The following is a 15449-nucleotide window of genomic DNA, read 5'->3' as shown; positions in this document are numbered from 1 at the left end:
CGGTTTCCGAGGTAATGGACCGGCTCGAATCGCTCCGGTCCGAGGAAGAAGAACGTTCCGAGAGCGCCACCGCCGGCGTGTTACTGGACCAGTTGCAGGAGGTCGAACAGCGACTATTGGCCTTCGGCGAGGCGCTGGGCGGGACCGCCGATACCGTGACAGACCTCCCGTTTACCGAGGAAGCCGGGCTGGACCACATGCCCGAGCCGCTGTACGTCCGCCACGACACCGAGATGCTGAATCAGGTCACGTCCTGGCTCCTGCAGGACCAGCACATCGGATTAGTGAGTCCCTACGGCACCGGAAAGACGGCCTTCCGGGAAATCGTCCTGCGTGACCTTTCGAAACACGAGGGCTTTGTCATCACGCATCTGGACAATCCACGCGAGACGACGCCGCGAAAACTGTACCAGACGGTGCTAACCGCCGCCTACGCCGCGGGCTACTCCATCGACCAGCGCAACTACTCGCAGGTCCGAGACGGGATTCCGTGGGCGACCGCTGAAGCGAAAGACGCCGTCCACGAAATCGTCCGTCGCGTACGCGAGGACGGCAAGACGCTTCTGCTGGTCGTCGACGAAATCGAGGTGCTGGAGGCGGACCTGCTGTCGCCGCTGCAGGTGGCCGGCGACGCCGGCGTCCGGCTGTTCCTCACCGGAACACCGGAGGGGAAGCGGCGGGTGGCGGAGATCCGGGGAACGCTCGACTCACGGCTTCGCTACTACGAGGGCATCGACCCGTTCTCGCCGGACGACGTGGCCGAGTACGCCGCTCGCTCGCTGGCGTACTTCCGGGGCGACCCCTACGAGGGGCAGGCCCCGGACCTGTTTACGCGGGCCGCAATCGAGGACATCCACGAGCGGACCGAGGGCAACCCCCGTGAGGTCCGCATCGAGTGTCGCGAACTGTTCACCAGAGCGGCGTTTGTCTGGTACCGAACCGGCCAGGACATCTCTCGCATCCAGATTACCCCCGAACTGCGCCACCGGCGGTTCGGAATGGGCCGCTGAGCGCCCCTGAAAGGGTATATAAACCACCTACGTGATACGGTATCACACCGACGAGTGTGGCATGTAGTCGGGCGATACAGCGTCCGGCACCACAGCTTTTATATAGAATCACATTCAATCATCGTTTGACTATGGCTCAACAGCAGATGGGCAACCAGCCCATGATTGTACTTTCCGAGGAGTCCCAGCGGACATCCGGAAAGGACGCGCAGTCGATGAACATCACGGCCGGGACGGCCGTCGCCGAGGCCGTTCGGACGACACTGGGTCCGAAGGGCATGGACAAGATGCTCGTCGACAACTCGGGCTCAGTCGTCGTCACGAACGACGGCGTCACCATCCTCGACGAGATGGACATCGAGCACCCCGCCGCCAACATGATCGTTGAGGTCGCCCAGACCCAGGAAGACGAAGTGGGCGACGGCACGACCACGGCGGTCGTCATGGCCGGCGAACTCCTCTCGAAGGCCGAGGAACTCCTCGACCAGGACATCCACGCCAGCATCCTGGCTCAGGGGTACCGCCAGGCCGCAGAGAAGGCCAAGGAGATTCTCGAGGACAACGCCATCGACGTCGACGCCGACGACACGGAGACCCTCGAAAAGGTCGCCGCGACGGCGATGACCGGCAAGGGCGCGGAGTCCTCCAAGGACATCCTCGCCGAACTCGTCGTTCGCGCCGCACAGTCCGTCGTCGACGACGACGGCAGCGTCGACACAGACAACATCCAGATCGAAACCGTCGTCGGCGGCGCAACCGATGAGTCCGAACTCGTCGAAGGCGTCATCGTCGACAAGGAACGCGTCCACGACAACATGCCGTTCGCCGTCGAGGACGCCGACGTGGCCCTGCTCGACACGGCCATCGAGGTTCCGGAAACGGAACTCGACACCGAAGTCAACGTCACCGACCCCGACCAGCTCCAGCAGTTCCTCGACCAGGAAGAAGAGCAGCTCAAGGAGATGGTCGATCAGCTCAAAGAAGCCGGTGCTGACGTCGTCTTCTGCCAGAAGGGCATCGACGACATGGCCCAGCACTACCTCGCTCAGGAAGGCATTCTGGCCGTGCGCCGCGCCAAGAAGTCCGACATCGAAGCGCTCTCGCGCTCGACCGGCGCGCGCATCATCTCGAACATCGACGACATCGAAGCCGACGACCTCGGCTTCGCCGGCTCCGTCGCCCAGAAGGACATCGCCGGCGACGAGCGCATCTTCGTCGAGGACGTCGAGGACGCCCGCGCTGTCACGATGATCCTCCGCGGCGGCACCGAACACGTCGTCGACGAAGTCGAGCGCGCCATCGAGGACTCGCTCGGCGTCGTCGCCGCTACGCTGGAGGACGGCAAGGTCCTGCCCGGCGGCGGTGCCCCCGAGACGCAGCTCGCCCTCGGTCTCCGAGACCACGCCGACTCCGTCGGTGGCCGCGAGCAGCTCGCCGTCGAGGCCTTCGCCGATGCCATCGACGTCATCCCGCGCACTCTCGCGGAGAACGCCGGTCTCGACCCGATCGACTCGCTGGTCGACCTCCGAAGCAAGCACGACGGTGGCGCAGTCACCTCCGGGCTTGACGCGTACACGGGTGAGGTCGTCGACATGGAAGAGGACGGCGTCGTCGAGCCCCTCCGTGTCAAGACCCAGGCCGTCGAAAGCGCAACCGAAGCAGCCGTCATGATCCTCCGCATCGACGACGTCATCGCTGCTGGCGACCTCAAGGGTGGCCAGGGCGACGACGACGAGGACGAAGGCGGACCCGGCGGCCCAGGCGGCGCGCCCGGCGGAATGGGCGGCGGCATGGGCGGCATGGGCGGCGGTATGGGCGGCATGATGTAAGCCACCTTTTTGCGCAGGGGCCTCGGGCGCTTCGCGCCCTCAACCCCCGCGCAAAAACGTGGGCGAAAAAGGCGGAATCGCCGCAAAGCGGCGATTCCGAGAACCGCGGCCTTCGGCCGCGGATGCCTGCCTCGCCCGTCGACCTCGTGAAGAATCGGTGCGATTCTCTATTTTTGTTTTCAGTATAGGTGGATAACGACGCTATGACGATAGCGTAGCCGCGGTGAACGCCGTCTCGCCCCTAAGAATCCTACTATCACGAAGTAGACGCCACGGTCAAACCGACGTATCCCTTTGAGTCGGTATGGACCTGACACGGACCGAACGGCGGTTGCTGTGGGTCGGAACAGCACTAGCGGGCGCGCTTCATCTGCTCGTTCCGGGGCTGTTACTGTCGCTGGCGCGGCTGGGCTATCGCTGGGTGCTGTCGGTGGAGTTCACGCCACAGGACGGGGCCCATCGTCGGGTCAGGCTGCTTGGCGTTGGGAACCTCGTTGTTGCGGCGGTACTGAGACGGCTACTCGACTGAAACGACGGCTACTGCACGGCAGACTCAACGTATGCGACAGCCTCGGCAGGGGTGTCGACGTGTTCGATGGCGTCGCCGTCGGCCACGCCGTCGAGGCGGTGGGTACCGAGCCCGGCGACTGGGCGATTTATGTCGAGGGCGTGGCCGAGTTCCGAGAGCGTTCCGGTGCCGCCGTCAACGGCGATGACGGCCGCGCCGTTCATCACGACGAGGACGTTTCTGGCGTTTCCCATCCCCGTCGCGATAGCTGTCTGGACGTAGTCGTTCGCGTCGGCCCGGCGCTCGCCGGGTAAAATACCGAGAGTGTGACCGCCCGCCTCGCTCGCACCGCGACAGACGGCTTCCATCACACCCGTGAGACCGCCACAGACGACGTCGTGGCCGTGCTCACCGAGTAGTTTCCCGACCTCGCGTGCCTGTTGGTACTGTTCGTCGGTAACTGTCGAGCCGCCGATGACCGAGACGCGCATAGCTGGTCGTGCAACGGGAAACAGAAAAACGCCGCCGGATTACAGTTGGTCGAGCCAGTCTTGCGCGCGGGATTCGGTGGTTTCGGCGATATCGGCCAGTTCGGCCGCGTCGTACTCGGCCAGGTCCGCGACGCTGTGAATGCCGGCGGCGTGCAGCCGTTCGGCGTAGGTGGGGCCGATACCGGAGACGCTATCGACGTCGGCGGGTTCGTCGGCTGCGTCGGCGTCGTCCTCGGTAGCGTCGGCATCGACATCGTCAGTCGCGTCAACCTCGATATCAGTGGATTCCGACTGGTCCACTGTGTCGTCTTCAGGGGACTCGACCTCGATGTCGACTTCCTCGCTCCCCTTGCTGCGCTCGGAGTACCACTCGGCGACCTCGGGCCAGAGGTCAGCGTGGGTCGACGACGAGACGGAGAGACCGATGTGGCCCGTCGAGAACTCGATGGTTCGCGTGTCGTCGCTGGCGATGACGTCGTTGAACGGCTTGGAGGCCTCCGGCGGGATGAGGTGGTCGTACTCGCCCATGAGCTGGAGGACGGGCATGTCGATGTTGTCCAGGTCGACGTGCTTGCCGTTGAGCTCAAGCTCGTTCTTGTAGAGTTTGTTGTCCTGATACACGTCTTCGAGGAACTGAACGTAGGCCTCGCCGGCGACGTCGATACCGTCACCGAGCCACTGCTCCATGCGGCCGAAGTTCTCGACGAAGCCCTCGTTCTCCATGTTCTCCGCGAACCGGATGTACTTCGTGACGTAGTTCTCGACGGGGTCCATCAGCGCGAAGCCGATGTCGAGCATGTCCGAGGGGACGTTGCCGAACGTATCGACGACGTCCTGCGGGGAGTAGTACTCCTCGGAGCCCCACTCTTCGAGGACGCCGCCGGTGTGATCGAAGCACAGCCCAGCGGCCATCAGGCCCAGGGTGTTGACTTTCTCCTTGTGGAGCGCGGTGTACATCACCGACATCGTGCCGCCCATACAGTAGCCGAGGATGTTGATCGCGTCCTGACCGGAATGTTCGCGGACCACGTCGACGCAGTTATCCATGTATCGGTTGACGTAGTCATCGAGCGTGAGGTGCTGGTCGAGCCGCGACGGCTCGTTCCAGTCGATGAGGTACACGTCGTGGCCTGCCTCAAGCAGGCGTCGGACGACCGACCGCTCTTCCTGCAGGTCGAGGATGTACGGCCGGTTAATGAGCGCGTACACGATGAGAATCGGCACGGCTTCCTTGTCCTCCTCGGCGACCTCGATGCCGGCGGCCTCGGCGTCGTAGTGGAGGAGTTCGAGCTTGTTCTCCTCGTAGACGACGTCGCTGGGCGTCTGGCCGACTTCGACGGACTCCATCAGCTCCAGTCGCTCGTCGGCGATCTGACTGGTCTCGGCGGCGTCGGTCATGTTCTCCAGCGTCTTGCGCTGCCAGTTGAGCGCGGCCTCGAACGGATTGAACGGGTTACTGGACATGAGTTACTCTTCCATGTGTTCGAGAATGCGGTCGAGCTTCTGTTCGACCGCGTGCTGACGGCGCTCCAGTTCGATGAGCCGCTCAGCAACTTCGTCGACATCGTTGCGCGTTGGGAAACCCATCTGCTCCAGAGCGTCCTGACTCAGGTCGTCGGCCTCCTGTTGCATCTCCATCATCGACTCGACGAGCTGGCCGTTGGCGGCCGCGAAGGCCGAGGTTCCCATGACGTGTTTGAACGCCTCGTTGGCGGACTGCAGCCAGATATCACGGAACTCGGCGGGGTCGACGTCCTCGCCCTGTGCGGCGTCGGTCGAGCGCTCGACCATCTGCTCGGCGGCGTCGATCCACTCCTCGTAGGCGCGGTTGTAGCCATCCATCCCGTCGGCAAGGTCCTCTTCTTTGGGAATCGTGTCCTCGACGGCGTCGGCCCACGACTCCACGAAGGCCGCCTGGGCCTTCATGTTCTGCTCCATCGAGTCAGCGACCGCGTTGTTCATCTCCTCAACCATCTCCGTCCATTCCTCCTGAATGTCGTTTGTATTACTCATAATAGTACCTCGGCGGCGGGCGCACAAAAAAACCGACTGTCGTATTTACGCTTCGACGTCGACAGCGTCGGCGGCTTCGGCCTGCACTTCCTCGACCTGTTCCTGAATCTCTTCGACCTGCTCCTGCACTTCTTCGAGTTGCTCGCCGAACTGCTCGGCGGCCTCGACAGACTGCGCTTCGAGTTCCTCGTGGGCCTCGACGAGCATATCGACCTGATCGTTGACGGCGGTGACGTACTCGTCGGTCATCTCGTCGTAGGTGTCAGCGCCCTCTTCGAGCTCCGTTTCCATGTTGTCGAATATCTCGGCGTGGTTCTCGAGCAGGAAGTCGAACTGCTCGTCGACGGTCTCGCGGATCTGTTCGACGGTTTCGGTCATGCCGGGCATCGTCGACGCCATCGCGTCGAGGTAGCTGTGGAACGCGGTCTGCTGAAGCTCGACGCCGCGGCGCTGTGCCGACTCCTGCGTGTCGAGGCTGTCGATGACCGCGCTGTTGACGTTCTTCTGGAAGGAAACGCTCTGTTCGAGCGCCTTCTGGCTCTGCTCGATCGTGGTACGCTGCATCTCGAACGCTGTCGTGACGGGGGTTGTGTAGTCTACCATTGTTGGATTACTCGCTGTTGTTGTTGTTAGTGACCGGGAGGACGACGGCTTGAACGATATCGCCTTCGTCGATGCCCAGCGCCTCTCGCTCCGCATCGGGGATGCTGATCCGACCCCCGCTTTGCACGCGGGTCTTGAACGTCGCCATCTGGCTCATGGCACCGAGCTGATTCATATCGAAACTCGGCATGCCACCGCTGGCGAACATCTGTTTCATCAGCTGCTGTTGCTGTTCCATCGCGTTCTCGCTTGCCTGTTGCATCCCCTTGAACATCGGAGGCCACAGCAGGCCATCATCCTCGTCGGCCATCGGTCAACTACATGTACTCTCCTCAACAATATAAACTTTCCGCTGAAACCCATTGAATACCATTGATTGGTAGAGAATGGTATTACCGATTGAGGAGCGTCGAGGGACGTGCTACGCTCTGTAGCACCGATAACTTCAACCCCAAATACACGTCTGACGCCCGTTAGACGGTATTTACCGACATCTGAGGCGAAACCAACACCAAGGTTTAATACTCCGACCAATAAATTAGCAGAACAGATGAGTTCTGAATCGCCACGAAACCCGCTGTTAGACACATGGACTGAAACATCGTCACATATGTTCAACAGCGTCGTTGCAGCTAACCGGGCAGCGTTCGCTGCGTTCGGCGTCCAGCAGGAGGACGAGAACGGCGTCACGCCCGCAGACCGTATCGAGCCGGACGAAGACCTCCCGGAGTGGCACGTCTCGATCTCCGAAGACCACCCGGGCCGCCTCGGCGTCGGCGACCACGTCGATTTCACGAAGACGATCTCGGAGAACGACGTGCAACAGTTCGCCGCCGCGAGCGGCGACACGAACCCGCTTCACCTGGACGACGAGTTCGCAGAGCAGACGCGCTTCCGCGGCCGCATCGCCCACGGGACGCTCGTCGGCAGCCTCATCAGCGCGGCCCTGGCACGCCTGCCTGGGCTGACGATCTATCTCTCACAGGACCTGGAGTTCCACAACCCGGTCCGTATCGGCGACCGACTCACTGCCGAGTGTGAGATCGTCGAGGACCTCGGCGACGAACAGTACCGGCTAACCACGCGCGTCCTCGCAGACGACGAAGTCGTCATCGACGGCGAAGCGGTCGTCCTCATCGACGACCTGCCAGAATAGTCAGCAGAACGCTCGAACGGCCCGGTTGAAACGGTCGGGGTGTTCCCGCGGCGGACAGTGCCCGCAGTTCTCGAAGATTTTCAGCGTGCTATCAGTGACCGTCCCGGCCGCCTGCTCGGACCACCGACGGGGGAGCAGTGGGTCGACGGCCCCGTGAATCAACATCGTCGGCACGTCTATTTCCGCTAACCGGTCGGAGTAGTCGGTCCGGAAGCCACACCACTGGAACTCGCTGCGCTGCCAGCGCCGCATCGCCCGGACGGTCTGGCGGTCGACGGCGCTGTCGACGTCCTCGACCAGTTGCTGGGGTGGCTCCCCGGGACCCATGCTTCGGAGACTGTTTCTGATCGCCGATTGGGACGATCCCACACCCTGCCAGAGCATATTTCCGAGTATCGGTGTCTGCAAGACGCTGCTGGCCGCTGTGCGCCAGTAGGCGTCGGAACCCAGTCCGTAGCTGTCGACTAATACAAGCCGTTCGACCGGACCGCCGTCAAGCGCGTGTCCGAGCGCGATTGCGCCGCCCATCGAAAGGCCGGCCAGCGCGGGTTCCTCGATACCGAGCGCGTCGATGAACTCGGCCACGGTCTCAAGGTAATAGTCGGTCGTGTACGCGCGGTCTGGCTTGTCGCTGTCGCCGTGGCCCGGCAGATCGAGTGCGTACACCGTCCGTTCCGGCGCGAGTGCGGGGAGTGCGTGACGCCACGAAACTGTCGCGGCGTCCAGCCCGATGCCGTGGAGAAACACCAAAGGCGGCCCCTCGCCGCCGGTCCGGTAGTGAATATCGACGTCCTCACCGTCGACGGACAGTTCGACGCGCTCGGACGAAATCCCTGTCGTCATCGGCGTTCGTTCGGGACCGAGGGCGTATGAGCCTTTGTATCCGCCCAGTTATCACGGCGGGAGCGTCCGAAATCGGTCACTCGGGTCGCTCGTAGGCGCCGTCCCGCCGGAGTCGAGCCTGCTCGCGGACGATAGCCGGCGTCCGACAGCGACCCGGTTCGCCGGTGACCTGCGGGACAGTGCAGTTGTTACAGCTCTCACACAGCGCGTCTGCGCCCTTGAGCAGGCGAGCGCCGAGCCGCGGCTCCGCGTAGAACGGGCGAGCCATTCCGACCGCATCGGCGGCGGGGACGGTTCCAGTCGCTCCGAGGAACCGATCGCAGTCGGCCCGCGTCCGAAGTCCGCCCTCCAGCAGAACCGGCACGTCCACGCGCTCGCGGACCGCCCGGCAGAAGTCGGCGTTCCACCCCGGGTCGCGGCTGAAACGGCAGGCTTGCAGGCGATTAAGCAACTGAACGGCACGCGCTCGTAGTCGGCCGCCGAAGACTGCTGCGTAGTCGTCCTGCAGGTCACTCGCGTCCCAGGCCCGGTCCGGAAACGCACCACGGACAATGCTCATGTCCCAGAACGGGGACACCTCGACCGGAACGAGACCATCATAGCCGATAGCCGCCGCTCGCGTCGCGATAGCCACGCCATCCCTCCGAGTGAGATGCCGTCGAACGAAACTCGGCGCAGCGGTCTCAGCTGGGACCTTCGTGACCAGCGGCACGTCGCCGGCGTGTTCCCGAACGGCGTCGTGGATTGCTTCGAGGAAGCGGACGCCGTCCCGGAACTGGTCGTTCCGACGGTTGTAAAACGGCGAGAGGAACTGCTGGATAAGGCTCATGTTCGCCGCAGAAAGGTGGATGCCGTCGTATCCCGCCTCGACGGCGTAGCCGGCACAGCGCCCGAACTGCTCGGCCAGGGCCCATACCTCCTCTGTCGAGAGCACATCCGGCTGGAGCGAAATCAGGCCAAGCCGGTCAAGCATCTGGAGCTGCCACGGCGGGCGGCTGACGGCGAGCTGGCGCTGGTCCGGGTGCTGTCGGCGGTACTCGGTGTGCCACGTCGCCATGCTCCGGAGACCACCGTGGGCCAGTTGCAGGAAGATTCGACCGCCGTGGTCGTGAATCGCCCCGGTGAGCCGTTCGAGCCGCTCGACGAAGGCGGGGTCGTGGACCCGCGTCATGTTCGGCGCGGCACAGCCGCCGCGGTCGGTGACGATGCTCGCCCCCTGAAAGAGGAGGCCGACACCGGAGGCTGCCGTGGGTTCGAGTTCGTCGATGAGCGTGTCGACGGCGGCCTCGCCGTTGCCGGCACACTCCAGTACCGGTGCGCGGTACAGCCGGTGGGAGACCTCGACGCCACCGAGAGACAGCGGCGTCTCCAGCGCGGTCACGACTGCTCGCGCTCGTCGAACGTTGCCACAGTACGACCGCAGTGCTGTGGTGTCACCTGCTGAACCGCCGCCCGGACCTCCGTCGGCGAGTCGAACTCGCCGTCGGTGCTGCCCGCGAGCGCGGCCGAGAGGTCCTCGGCGGGCGGGTCGGCGCTGCCGTACTCGTTTGCCAGTTCCTCCACGCGGACCGGGTACGCGGCCCCGCCGGTGGTGCGGTCGACCGACGCTTTGACCCGGCGGGCACGTTCGCTGGCCCGCTGCCGTGCCGTCCGCTGTGGATCCATGTGTGGGAATGGCACAGAGATCGTCAAAATTCTATCGCTACTTTTCGACCGGAAGCAACGCGACGCGCTCCCGAACGGCATCGGGAATCCCGCCCGCCGTCGCTGCGAGCTCGGTGTCCGTCACGTCGAAGAACGACCGGACGCGGTCTTCGTCGTACGCGCCAAGCGTCGGCCGGGGCGTGAGGTGGTCACGGACCTCGTCCACAGCTGCCGCGATAGCGTCATCGCCCTCATTTCCTTCGTGCGTATCTCCAGAGTCGGGGTCGACGACGGCCACGACGACGGGACAGGTCCCCTTGCTGACGCCCATCGTCAGCGCGCGGTTGATCTGGCGGCGACCGGCCGCGTACAGCAGGATCTCCACGCCGAAATCCTCAGCAATGGCGTCGCCCCGGTCGTGGGCACGAGTTGCGAGTTCGACAGCCAGTTCGAGGTGGGCCCGGTCCACGACGTAGCGGGCGTCGAACGCCTGCACTGTGACGCCGTGGCTGTCGCCGATTGCACTGAGCGTCTCCACGAACGCCTCCACGTCGTCGATATCGGCAGTGCCCTCGACGACCCGCATCAGAAATCACCCAGGCTCGACTGATCTTCGTTGGCTGTCGTTTCAGCGTTCGTGTCGGTATCCGCACCGTCGTCGAGGTCAACCTCCACGTCGGGCGCGGGCTCGACGCCCTCCATCGACGGGTCCCGGTGGCCGGCGTTTTCGAGGACGTTCTCGGCCGTCTTCCGGCGGCCCCGGAGCGCCGCCAGCACGACGGCTTTGTCCGCGTCCCGGAGTTGTGCGCGGTCGGTGATGCCGGCCTGGAACAGCCGCCGGGCGCGCTTGCGGCCGACGCCGCGGACGCCGGCCAGGTCAACCAGTTCCTCGCGCACGCCGTGTTCGACGCGGATGCGGGCCTCGCTGATGGCCCGGGCGGCGTCCAGGTCGACCTCGCTGGCCAGCGACTCAGCGGCCCCGAGCAGCCACTGGGCCGTCTCGACCTTCCCGCGGATGTCGCCCGGGCCGACGCCGTACCGGTCCGTGATGGTGGCCTCGTCGACCTCCGTGGCCCAGTCTTCGAGCAGTCTGGCGGTCTTCAGCGCCGAGAGCCAGTCCTCGAAGCGGCCCTCCTCGAACTCCGACGGCGTGGGGCCGAGCAACTCTTCTTCGCGCTCGAACAGCTCCATCTCGTACTCCTCGCGGTCGCCCGAGCGGAGATACAGCTGGTACATATCCGGCGTCCGCGAGACGAGATGGTACAGGCCCAGCGCGGAGATATCGTCGGGGTCCCTGTCGGCGTCCTCGTCAGCGTCCTCGGCCAGTTCACTAGCGGTCGTGAAGCCGCTGTCAGCCGGCGGTTCCGCTTGCGCGTCAGCCGGCGACCCGCTCGCCGACGTGCTGTCGCTTGCTCCCCGCTCCCAGTCGCGCAAGCCGTCGACGATTTCCGCGGCGCTCATCGGGTCCAGATAGAGCCGCGAGACGGTGTGGCCCAGCGAGGTAGCGTCGAGTTCGCCAGCTTCGATTTCTAAGAAGTCATTGCGCTGGAGGTACGTGAGCACGTCGTCGACGACGCGTTCGAGCTGGCCGCTGTCGTCGGTCTGGCTGGCGTACAGCGTCTGTTCGAGGAACTCGAGCAGTCCCTTGCGGGAGCGTGCGAAGCCAGAGGCGACCGTCGCGAGGATGTGAGTCCGCAGTGCCGGTTCGGCCGCGAGTTTCGACCGGACCGGCTCCGGGTCGGCCCAGACGTAGCGCTCGAACAGTTCGTCCACTTCGTCGTGGCTGGACGCGATGAGGACCGCCTCGCCGTAGGGGTCGAGCCCCGGGCGGCCAGCCCGCCCCATCATCTGATGGACTTCGAGCACGGACAGCGGGGCCATCCCACCCGCCGAGCCGTCGTAGCGCCGCCAGTCGCGGACCACAACGCGCCGGGAGGGCGTGTTGACGCCGGCCGCGAGCGTCGGCGTCGCACAGACGACCTTCACCAGCCGGTCTCGGAAGGCGTCCTCGACGAGTTCGCGGTGGCCCCGGGAGAGTCCGGCGTGGTGGAACGCCGCCCCGTCCGCGACGGCGTCCGCGAGGTCGTCGCTCGTCTCCGTGTCGCTCACATCCCGAATTTCCTCGGCAATGTCGGCCAGCTGGTCCCGTTCCTCGGTACTGAGGTGGGGCCGAACCGTGTTCGCTAGCCGGCCCGCTGCCGCCTCGGCGTTACGCCGGGAGTTGACAAACACCAGCGTCGACCCGTCGTCTTCCAGCGTATCGCGGACGATAGCCGCCGTCTGCTTCTCGTTGTTTTGTACCGAAAGCCGCTGTTGGCTCCCGTCTTCGAGGTGCAGCGCCTGCCCGTAGTGGACCCCCTTCTGGAGGTCGATAGGCCGCCAATCAGAGTCGACGAGCCCCGCATCGAGCCACGTCGCCAGCGCCTCGGCGTTGCCGATGGTCGCCGACAGCGCGACGGTCTGCAGGTCGGGGTTGAGCCGCCGGAGTTTCGCCAGCGTCACCTCCAGTGTCGGCCCTCGCTCCCCGTCGTCGACCAGATGGACCTCGTCGGTGACGACGCAGGTGAGGTCCTCGATCCAGGGCGCGTCGTTGCGGACCAGCGAGTCCACTTTCTCGCTGGTGGCGACAACGATGTCCTTGTCGGCGAGCCATCCGCCCTCGGACTCGTAGTTCCCCGTCGAGACGCCGATATCGAGGCCGTACTGTTCGAACTCCTCGAAGTCGGCCTGCTTCTCGCTGGCCAGCGCTCGCAGTGGAACGATGTACAGCGCTTTCCCGCCGCGAGCAACCGATGAAAGCATCGCTAGCTCGGCGATGAGGGTCTTTCCGCTCGCCGTCGGAATCGACGCGACCAGATTCTCCCCCTCGGTGACGCCGGCCTCGACAGCCTCGGCCTGGGGCGGATACAGCTCCTCGATGCCGTCGTCGCGCAGGTGGTCCGGGAGCCACTCGGGCACGCCCGGCAGGTCCGCAACGTCCATTACACCCCGCTTGGGTCCTGCCCCGATTTAAACTGTCGCACTGCAACCGCATCGACTCACTGGCGGATCGAGCACCGAGGGGGAACGCCTTTGCCCGCGAGCGGCCAACACGAGGTATGCGAGTCGAGTACGACTACGACACCTGTATCGGGATGTTCCAGTGTGTCGCCGAGTGGGACGCCTTCGAGCGCGACGAGGACGCCGGCAAGGCGGTGCTGGCGGACAGCGAGGAACGCGAGGAGGACGTGTTTGTCCGGGAGGTCCCCGACGACGCCGAACTGGACGCGAAGTTCGCGGCCCGGTCCTGTCCGGTCGACGCCATCACGATTTACGACGACGACGGCGAACAGCTCATTCCCTGATTATTCCCTCGACAGTCGCTTCGAGCACGACGGTGTCAGCGGTGTCGCCATCGGTCGATTTCGCCGCGGCTGTGTCGGCCTGACTGGGTTCGTCGCCGCGATTGCTGCGCCGGACGGTCACGTCGCCCACGAGAGCGACGCCGGCGTCGGGACGTGGGTCAACGTTCACTACCGTCAGCTCGCAGACTAGCGTCTCACCGGTGTACACCGGGCGCTGGAACTGCAGGTCCATCTGCGAGGCGAGCACTTCGAGGTCGCCGCCGATACTGGTCAACAGCGACGCGGTGAGCAGCCCCTGAACCATCCGCCGACCATCTCCGTCAGGCTCCGTGTGGCGAGGCTGGTCGTCTCCGGAGAGGGCGGCGAACTGGTCGACATCTTCGGGCTGGAACGTCCGCGTCTCGGTGAACGTCTCGCCGGCTTCGACGGAAGGCATGTGCTGGCCTGTCGGCGTTACGGGAGAAAAGTCTATGGCCTCGTCCCGAAACCCACAGGGGGCTGGACTTCCCAGGTCAGAGCGATGTCGACTGGTGGTCGCCTCCGTCGTCTTCTGACTGCGTTCCCGGCATTGCTGGCCAGTGCAGGGCTCGTCGACCGAGAGAAGGCGACTGCCGCGACAGATCTCGCCGCGCCGGTGATGGTCACCGGCGGGCTCCGGATCCTGCTGCGCCTCGCCGACTTCCTGATGGTCGGGCTGGCGCTCGGTGACGCAGCTATCGCCGGCCTCGAACTCGGCTTCCAGTACTACTTCGTCGGGTTCGGGCTCTCGCTGGCGGTCTCCTCCGGGACGATAAGCGTCGTCTCACGGCTGCAGGGAGCCGACCAGCCCGAGCGCGCGAACCTCGCTGTCAAGCAATCGCTGTGGATCGCGTTGCTCATCTCCATCCCGCTGTCGGCGCTCTGCTGGCGCTATCCGGATCTTCTGGTGGGGGTTCTCACCGACGATCCGGCGACCATCCGGTTCGGCGCGACGTATCTGGCTATCGTGATGCTGTCGCTGGCCCCGCGGTTCTGGAGCATGGTCGCCGCCCGCGCGCTGGCCGGCAGCGCCGACACGAAGACGCCGATGTACGTCCGCCTGCTCACGCTGCCGACGAACGTCGCGCTCAACGCTGTCCTCATCTTCGGCGTCGGCCCGTTCCCCGAACTCGGTATCGCCGGCGCGGCGTGGGGCACGGCCATCGCCAACACGCTCGCGGCGGTGATTTTCCTCGGGCTGTTGCTGTCCGGGCGCTACGTCGTCACGCTCCGGCCCGGCGGGACGCAGTTCAGCGCCGACCTCATGCGCGAAATCGTCCGCGTCGCGCTCCCGCTGTCCGGAATGCGACTGCTCCAGACGTTCGCCCGCTTCCCGTTCCTGTTCATCCTCGGCGTGCTGGGGACGCCGACGCTCGCGGCCTACGCCATCGGCCGCCGGGTGATGCTGCTGGCGCTGATGCCAGCATGGGGCTATGCGACCGCCGCGTCGACGCTGGTCGGGCAGTCGCTGGGGGCCGGTGACGAGCGGGAAGCGACCGCCTACGGCTGGCAGACGCTTCGCGTCGCGCTCGCCGTCCAGCTCGTCGCGGCGGTCCTGCTCGTGGTGTTTGCCCGCCCTATCGTCGCCCTGTTCGGGACGGCCTACCCCGATCTGGCGGCAGCGTTCGTCCGCGTCTTCGGCCTGCTCGTCGCCGGCTTCTCCATCTCCCGGACGATGCGGGGCAGCCTTCGTGGCGCTGGTGACACCCGCTGGCCGCTGTACGGGACGTTTCTGGGCGGCTACTGCTACCGGCTCCCGGTGGCCGCGCTCGCCCTCCCATCGTCGTTCATCGTGACAGTTCCCGTTCTCGACATCGCCGTCTCGCCGGGCCTCGGACTCGGACTACCCGCAATCTTCGCTGCGCTCGTCGGCGACTTCTACCTGAAGGCCGCGGTCAACGCGGGCCGGTTCTGGTCCGGCGGGTGGCGCGACGTCGCCAGACGGTCGGGCGTCGGTGCGATAGACGACTGACGCCGGAGGCTATCAGCC

General features: G+C 65.2%; 17 protein-coding genes. 6 read left to right on the top strand and 11 right to left on the bottom strand.

All coding sequences use genetic code 11. The features are described from left to right. Nucleotides 1–14 precede the first annotated feature (14 nt). From SG26_RS08715 to SG26_RS08705, 3 genes are all read left to right on the top strand, one after another. Nucleotides 15–1010: an ATP-binding protein gene (locus SG26_RS08715; protein ID WP_044951571.1), complete on the top strand. Its 996-nt coding sequence runs from the start codon at nt 15–17 to the stop codon at nt 1008–1010. 146 nt (nt 1011–1156) lie between these two features. Next, the gene (gene thsA / locus SG26_RS08710) at nt 1157–2839 is read left to right on the top strand and encodes a thermosome subunit alpha (RefSeq protein ID WP_008306969.1); all 1683 of its coding nucleotides are present in this window, start codon (nt 1157–1159) and stop codon (nt 2837–2839) included. A 304-nt stretch (nt 2840–3143) separates the two neighbouring features. After that, nucleotides 3144–3368 carry a hypothetical protein gene (locus SG26_RS08705; RefSeq protein ID WP_014039173.1) on the top strand — a complete coding sequence of 75 codons (225 nt, stop codon included), beginning with the start codon at nt 3144–3146 and terminating at the stop codon, nt 3366–3368. An 8-nt stretch (nt 3369–3376) separates the two neighbouring features. Here the strand turns inward: SG26_RS08705 and SG26_RS08700 are convergent, their stop codons facing one another. Genes SG26_RS08700 through SG26_RS08680 form a run of 5 tightly spaced genes read right to left on the bottom strand, consistent with a single transcriptional unit; the run spans nt 3377 to nt 6764 of the window. Next, nucleotides 3377–3838, bottom strand: a complete 462-nt coding sequence (locus SG26_RS08700) for a TIGR00725 family protein (RefSeq protein WP_014039172.1) — start codon at nt 3836–3838, stop codon at nt 3377–3379. Nucleotides 3839–3877: 39 nt separating this feature from the next. After that, nucleotides 3878–5302 carry a poly(3-hydroxyalkanoate) polymerase subunit PhaC gene (gene phaC / locus SG26_RS08695; protein WP_050037370.1) on the bottom strand — a complete coding sequence of 475 codons (1425 nt, stop codon included), beginning with the start codon at nt 5300–5302 and terminating at the stop codon, nt 3878–3880. Nucleotides 5303–5305: 3 nt separating this feature from the next. Continuing rightward, on the bottom strand, nt 5306–5851 hold the full coding sequence (locus SG26_RS08690) for a poly(R)-hydroxyalkanoic acid synthase subunit PhaE (protein ID WP_050007575.1): 546 nt from the start codon (nt 5849–5851) through the stop codon (nt 5306–5308). A gap of 45 nt (nt 5852–5896) precedes the next feature. Continuing rightward, a complete protein-coding gene (locus SG26_RS08685; RefSeq protein WP_050037369.1) occupies nt 5897–6454 on the bottom strand; it encodes a hypothetical protein in 558 nt (185 codons plus the stop codon). 7 nt (nt 6455–6461) lie between these two features. Continuing rightward, nucleotides 6462–6764, bottom strand: a complete 303-nt coding sequence (locus tag SG26_RS08680; protein WP_050037368.1) for an AbrB/MazE/SpoVT family DNA-binding domain-containing protein — start codon at nt 6762–6764, stop codon at nt 6462–6464. 300 nt (nt 6765–7064) lie between these two features. On the opposite strand from SG26_RS08680, the gene SG26_RS08675 reads away from it, so the two are divergent. Beyond that, complete coding sequence (locus SG26_RS08675; RefSeq protein WP_008306979.1) at nt 7065–7610, top strand: MaoC family dehydratase; 546 nt, start codon at nt 7065–7067, stop codon at nt 7608–7610. Here the strand turns inward: SG26_RS08675 and SG26_RS08670 are convergent, their stop codons facing one another. The 5 genes from SG26_RS08670 to SG26_RS08650 form a co-directional block, all read right to left on the bottom strand. Then, nucleotides 7611–8453, bottom strand: a complete 843-nt coding sequence (locus SG26_RS08670; protein WP_050007573.1) for an alpha/beta fold hydrolase — start codon at nt 8451–8453, stop codon at nt 7611–7613. 76 nt (nt 8454–8529) lie between these two features. After that, nucleotides 8530–9834, bottom strand: a complete 1305-nt coding sequence (locus tag SG26_RS08665; RefSeq protein ID WP_050037367.1) for an NADH-dependent flavin oxidoreductase — start codon at nt 9832–9834, stop codon at nt 8530–8532. Then, nucleotides 9831–10118 carry a hypothetical protein gene (locus SG26_RS08660; RefSeq protein WP_050037366.1) on the bottom strand — a complete coding sequence of 96 codons (288 nt, stop codon included), beginning with the start codon at nt 10116–10118 and terminating at the stop codon, nt 9831–9833. The genes SG26_RS08665 and SG26_RS08660 overlap by 4 nt, the downstream gene beginning before the upstream one ends. Nucleotides 10119–10155: 37 nt before the next feature. After that, nucleotides 10156–10683, bottom strand: a complete 528-nt coding sequence (cgi121, locus tag SG26_RS08655) for a KEOPS complex subunit Cgi121 (RefSeq protein WP_050037365.1) — start codon at nt 10681–10683, stop codon at nt 10156–10158. Continuing rightward, nucleotides 10683–13079 (bottom strand): ATP-dependent DNA helicase, encoded by a 2397-nt coding sequence (locus tag SG26_RS08650; RefSeq protein WP_050037364.1) that lies wholly within the window; start codon nt 13077–13079, stop codon nt 10683–10685. Before SG26_RS08650 ends, cgi121 begins: the two co-directional genes overlap by 1 nt. 116 nt (nt 13080–13195) lie before the next feature. Between SG26_RS08650 and SG26_RS08645 the strand changes: the two genes are divergently transcribed. Then, complete coding sequence (locus tag SG26_RS08645; RefSeq protein WP_014039162.1) at nt 13196–13441, top strand: ferredoxin; 246 nt, start codon at nt 13196–13198, stop codon at nt 13439–13441. Here the strand turns inward: SG26_RS08645 and SG26_RS08640 are convergent. Beyond that, nucleotides 13431–13877 (bottom strand): MaoC/PaaZ C-terminal domain-containing protein, encoded by a 447-nt coding sequence (locus tag SG26_RS08640; protein WP_014039161.1) that lies wholly within the window; start codon nt 13875–13877, stop codon nt 13431–13433. The two genes, SG26_RS08645 and SG26_RS08640, sit on opposite strands and share 11 nt — an antisense overlap. Before the next feature lie 84 nt (nt 13878–13961). Here SG26_RS08640 and SG26_RS08635 point away from each other — a divergent pair, with 84 nt between their 5' ends. Then, nucleotides 13962–15431 (top strand): MATE family efflux transporter, encoded by a 1470-nt coding sequence (locus SG26_RS08635; RefSeq protein WP_050037363.1) that lies wholly within the window; start codon nt 13962–13964, stop codon nt 15429–15431. Nucleotides 15432–15449: the final 18 nt, after the last annotated feature.

The sequence above is a fragment of the Haloarcula sp. CBA1115 genome, from assembly GCF_000827835.1.
In the GTDB taxonomy this organism is placed as follows: domain Archaea; phylum Halobacteriota; class Halobacteria; order Halobacteriales; family Haloarculaceae; genus Haloarcula; species Haloarcula hispanica.
This window is presented reverse-complemented; position numbering and strand designations above follow the sequence as displayed.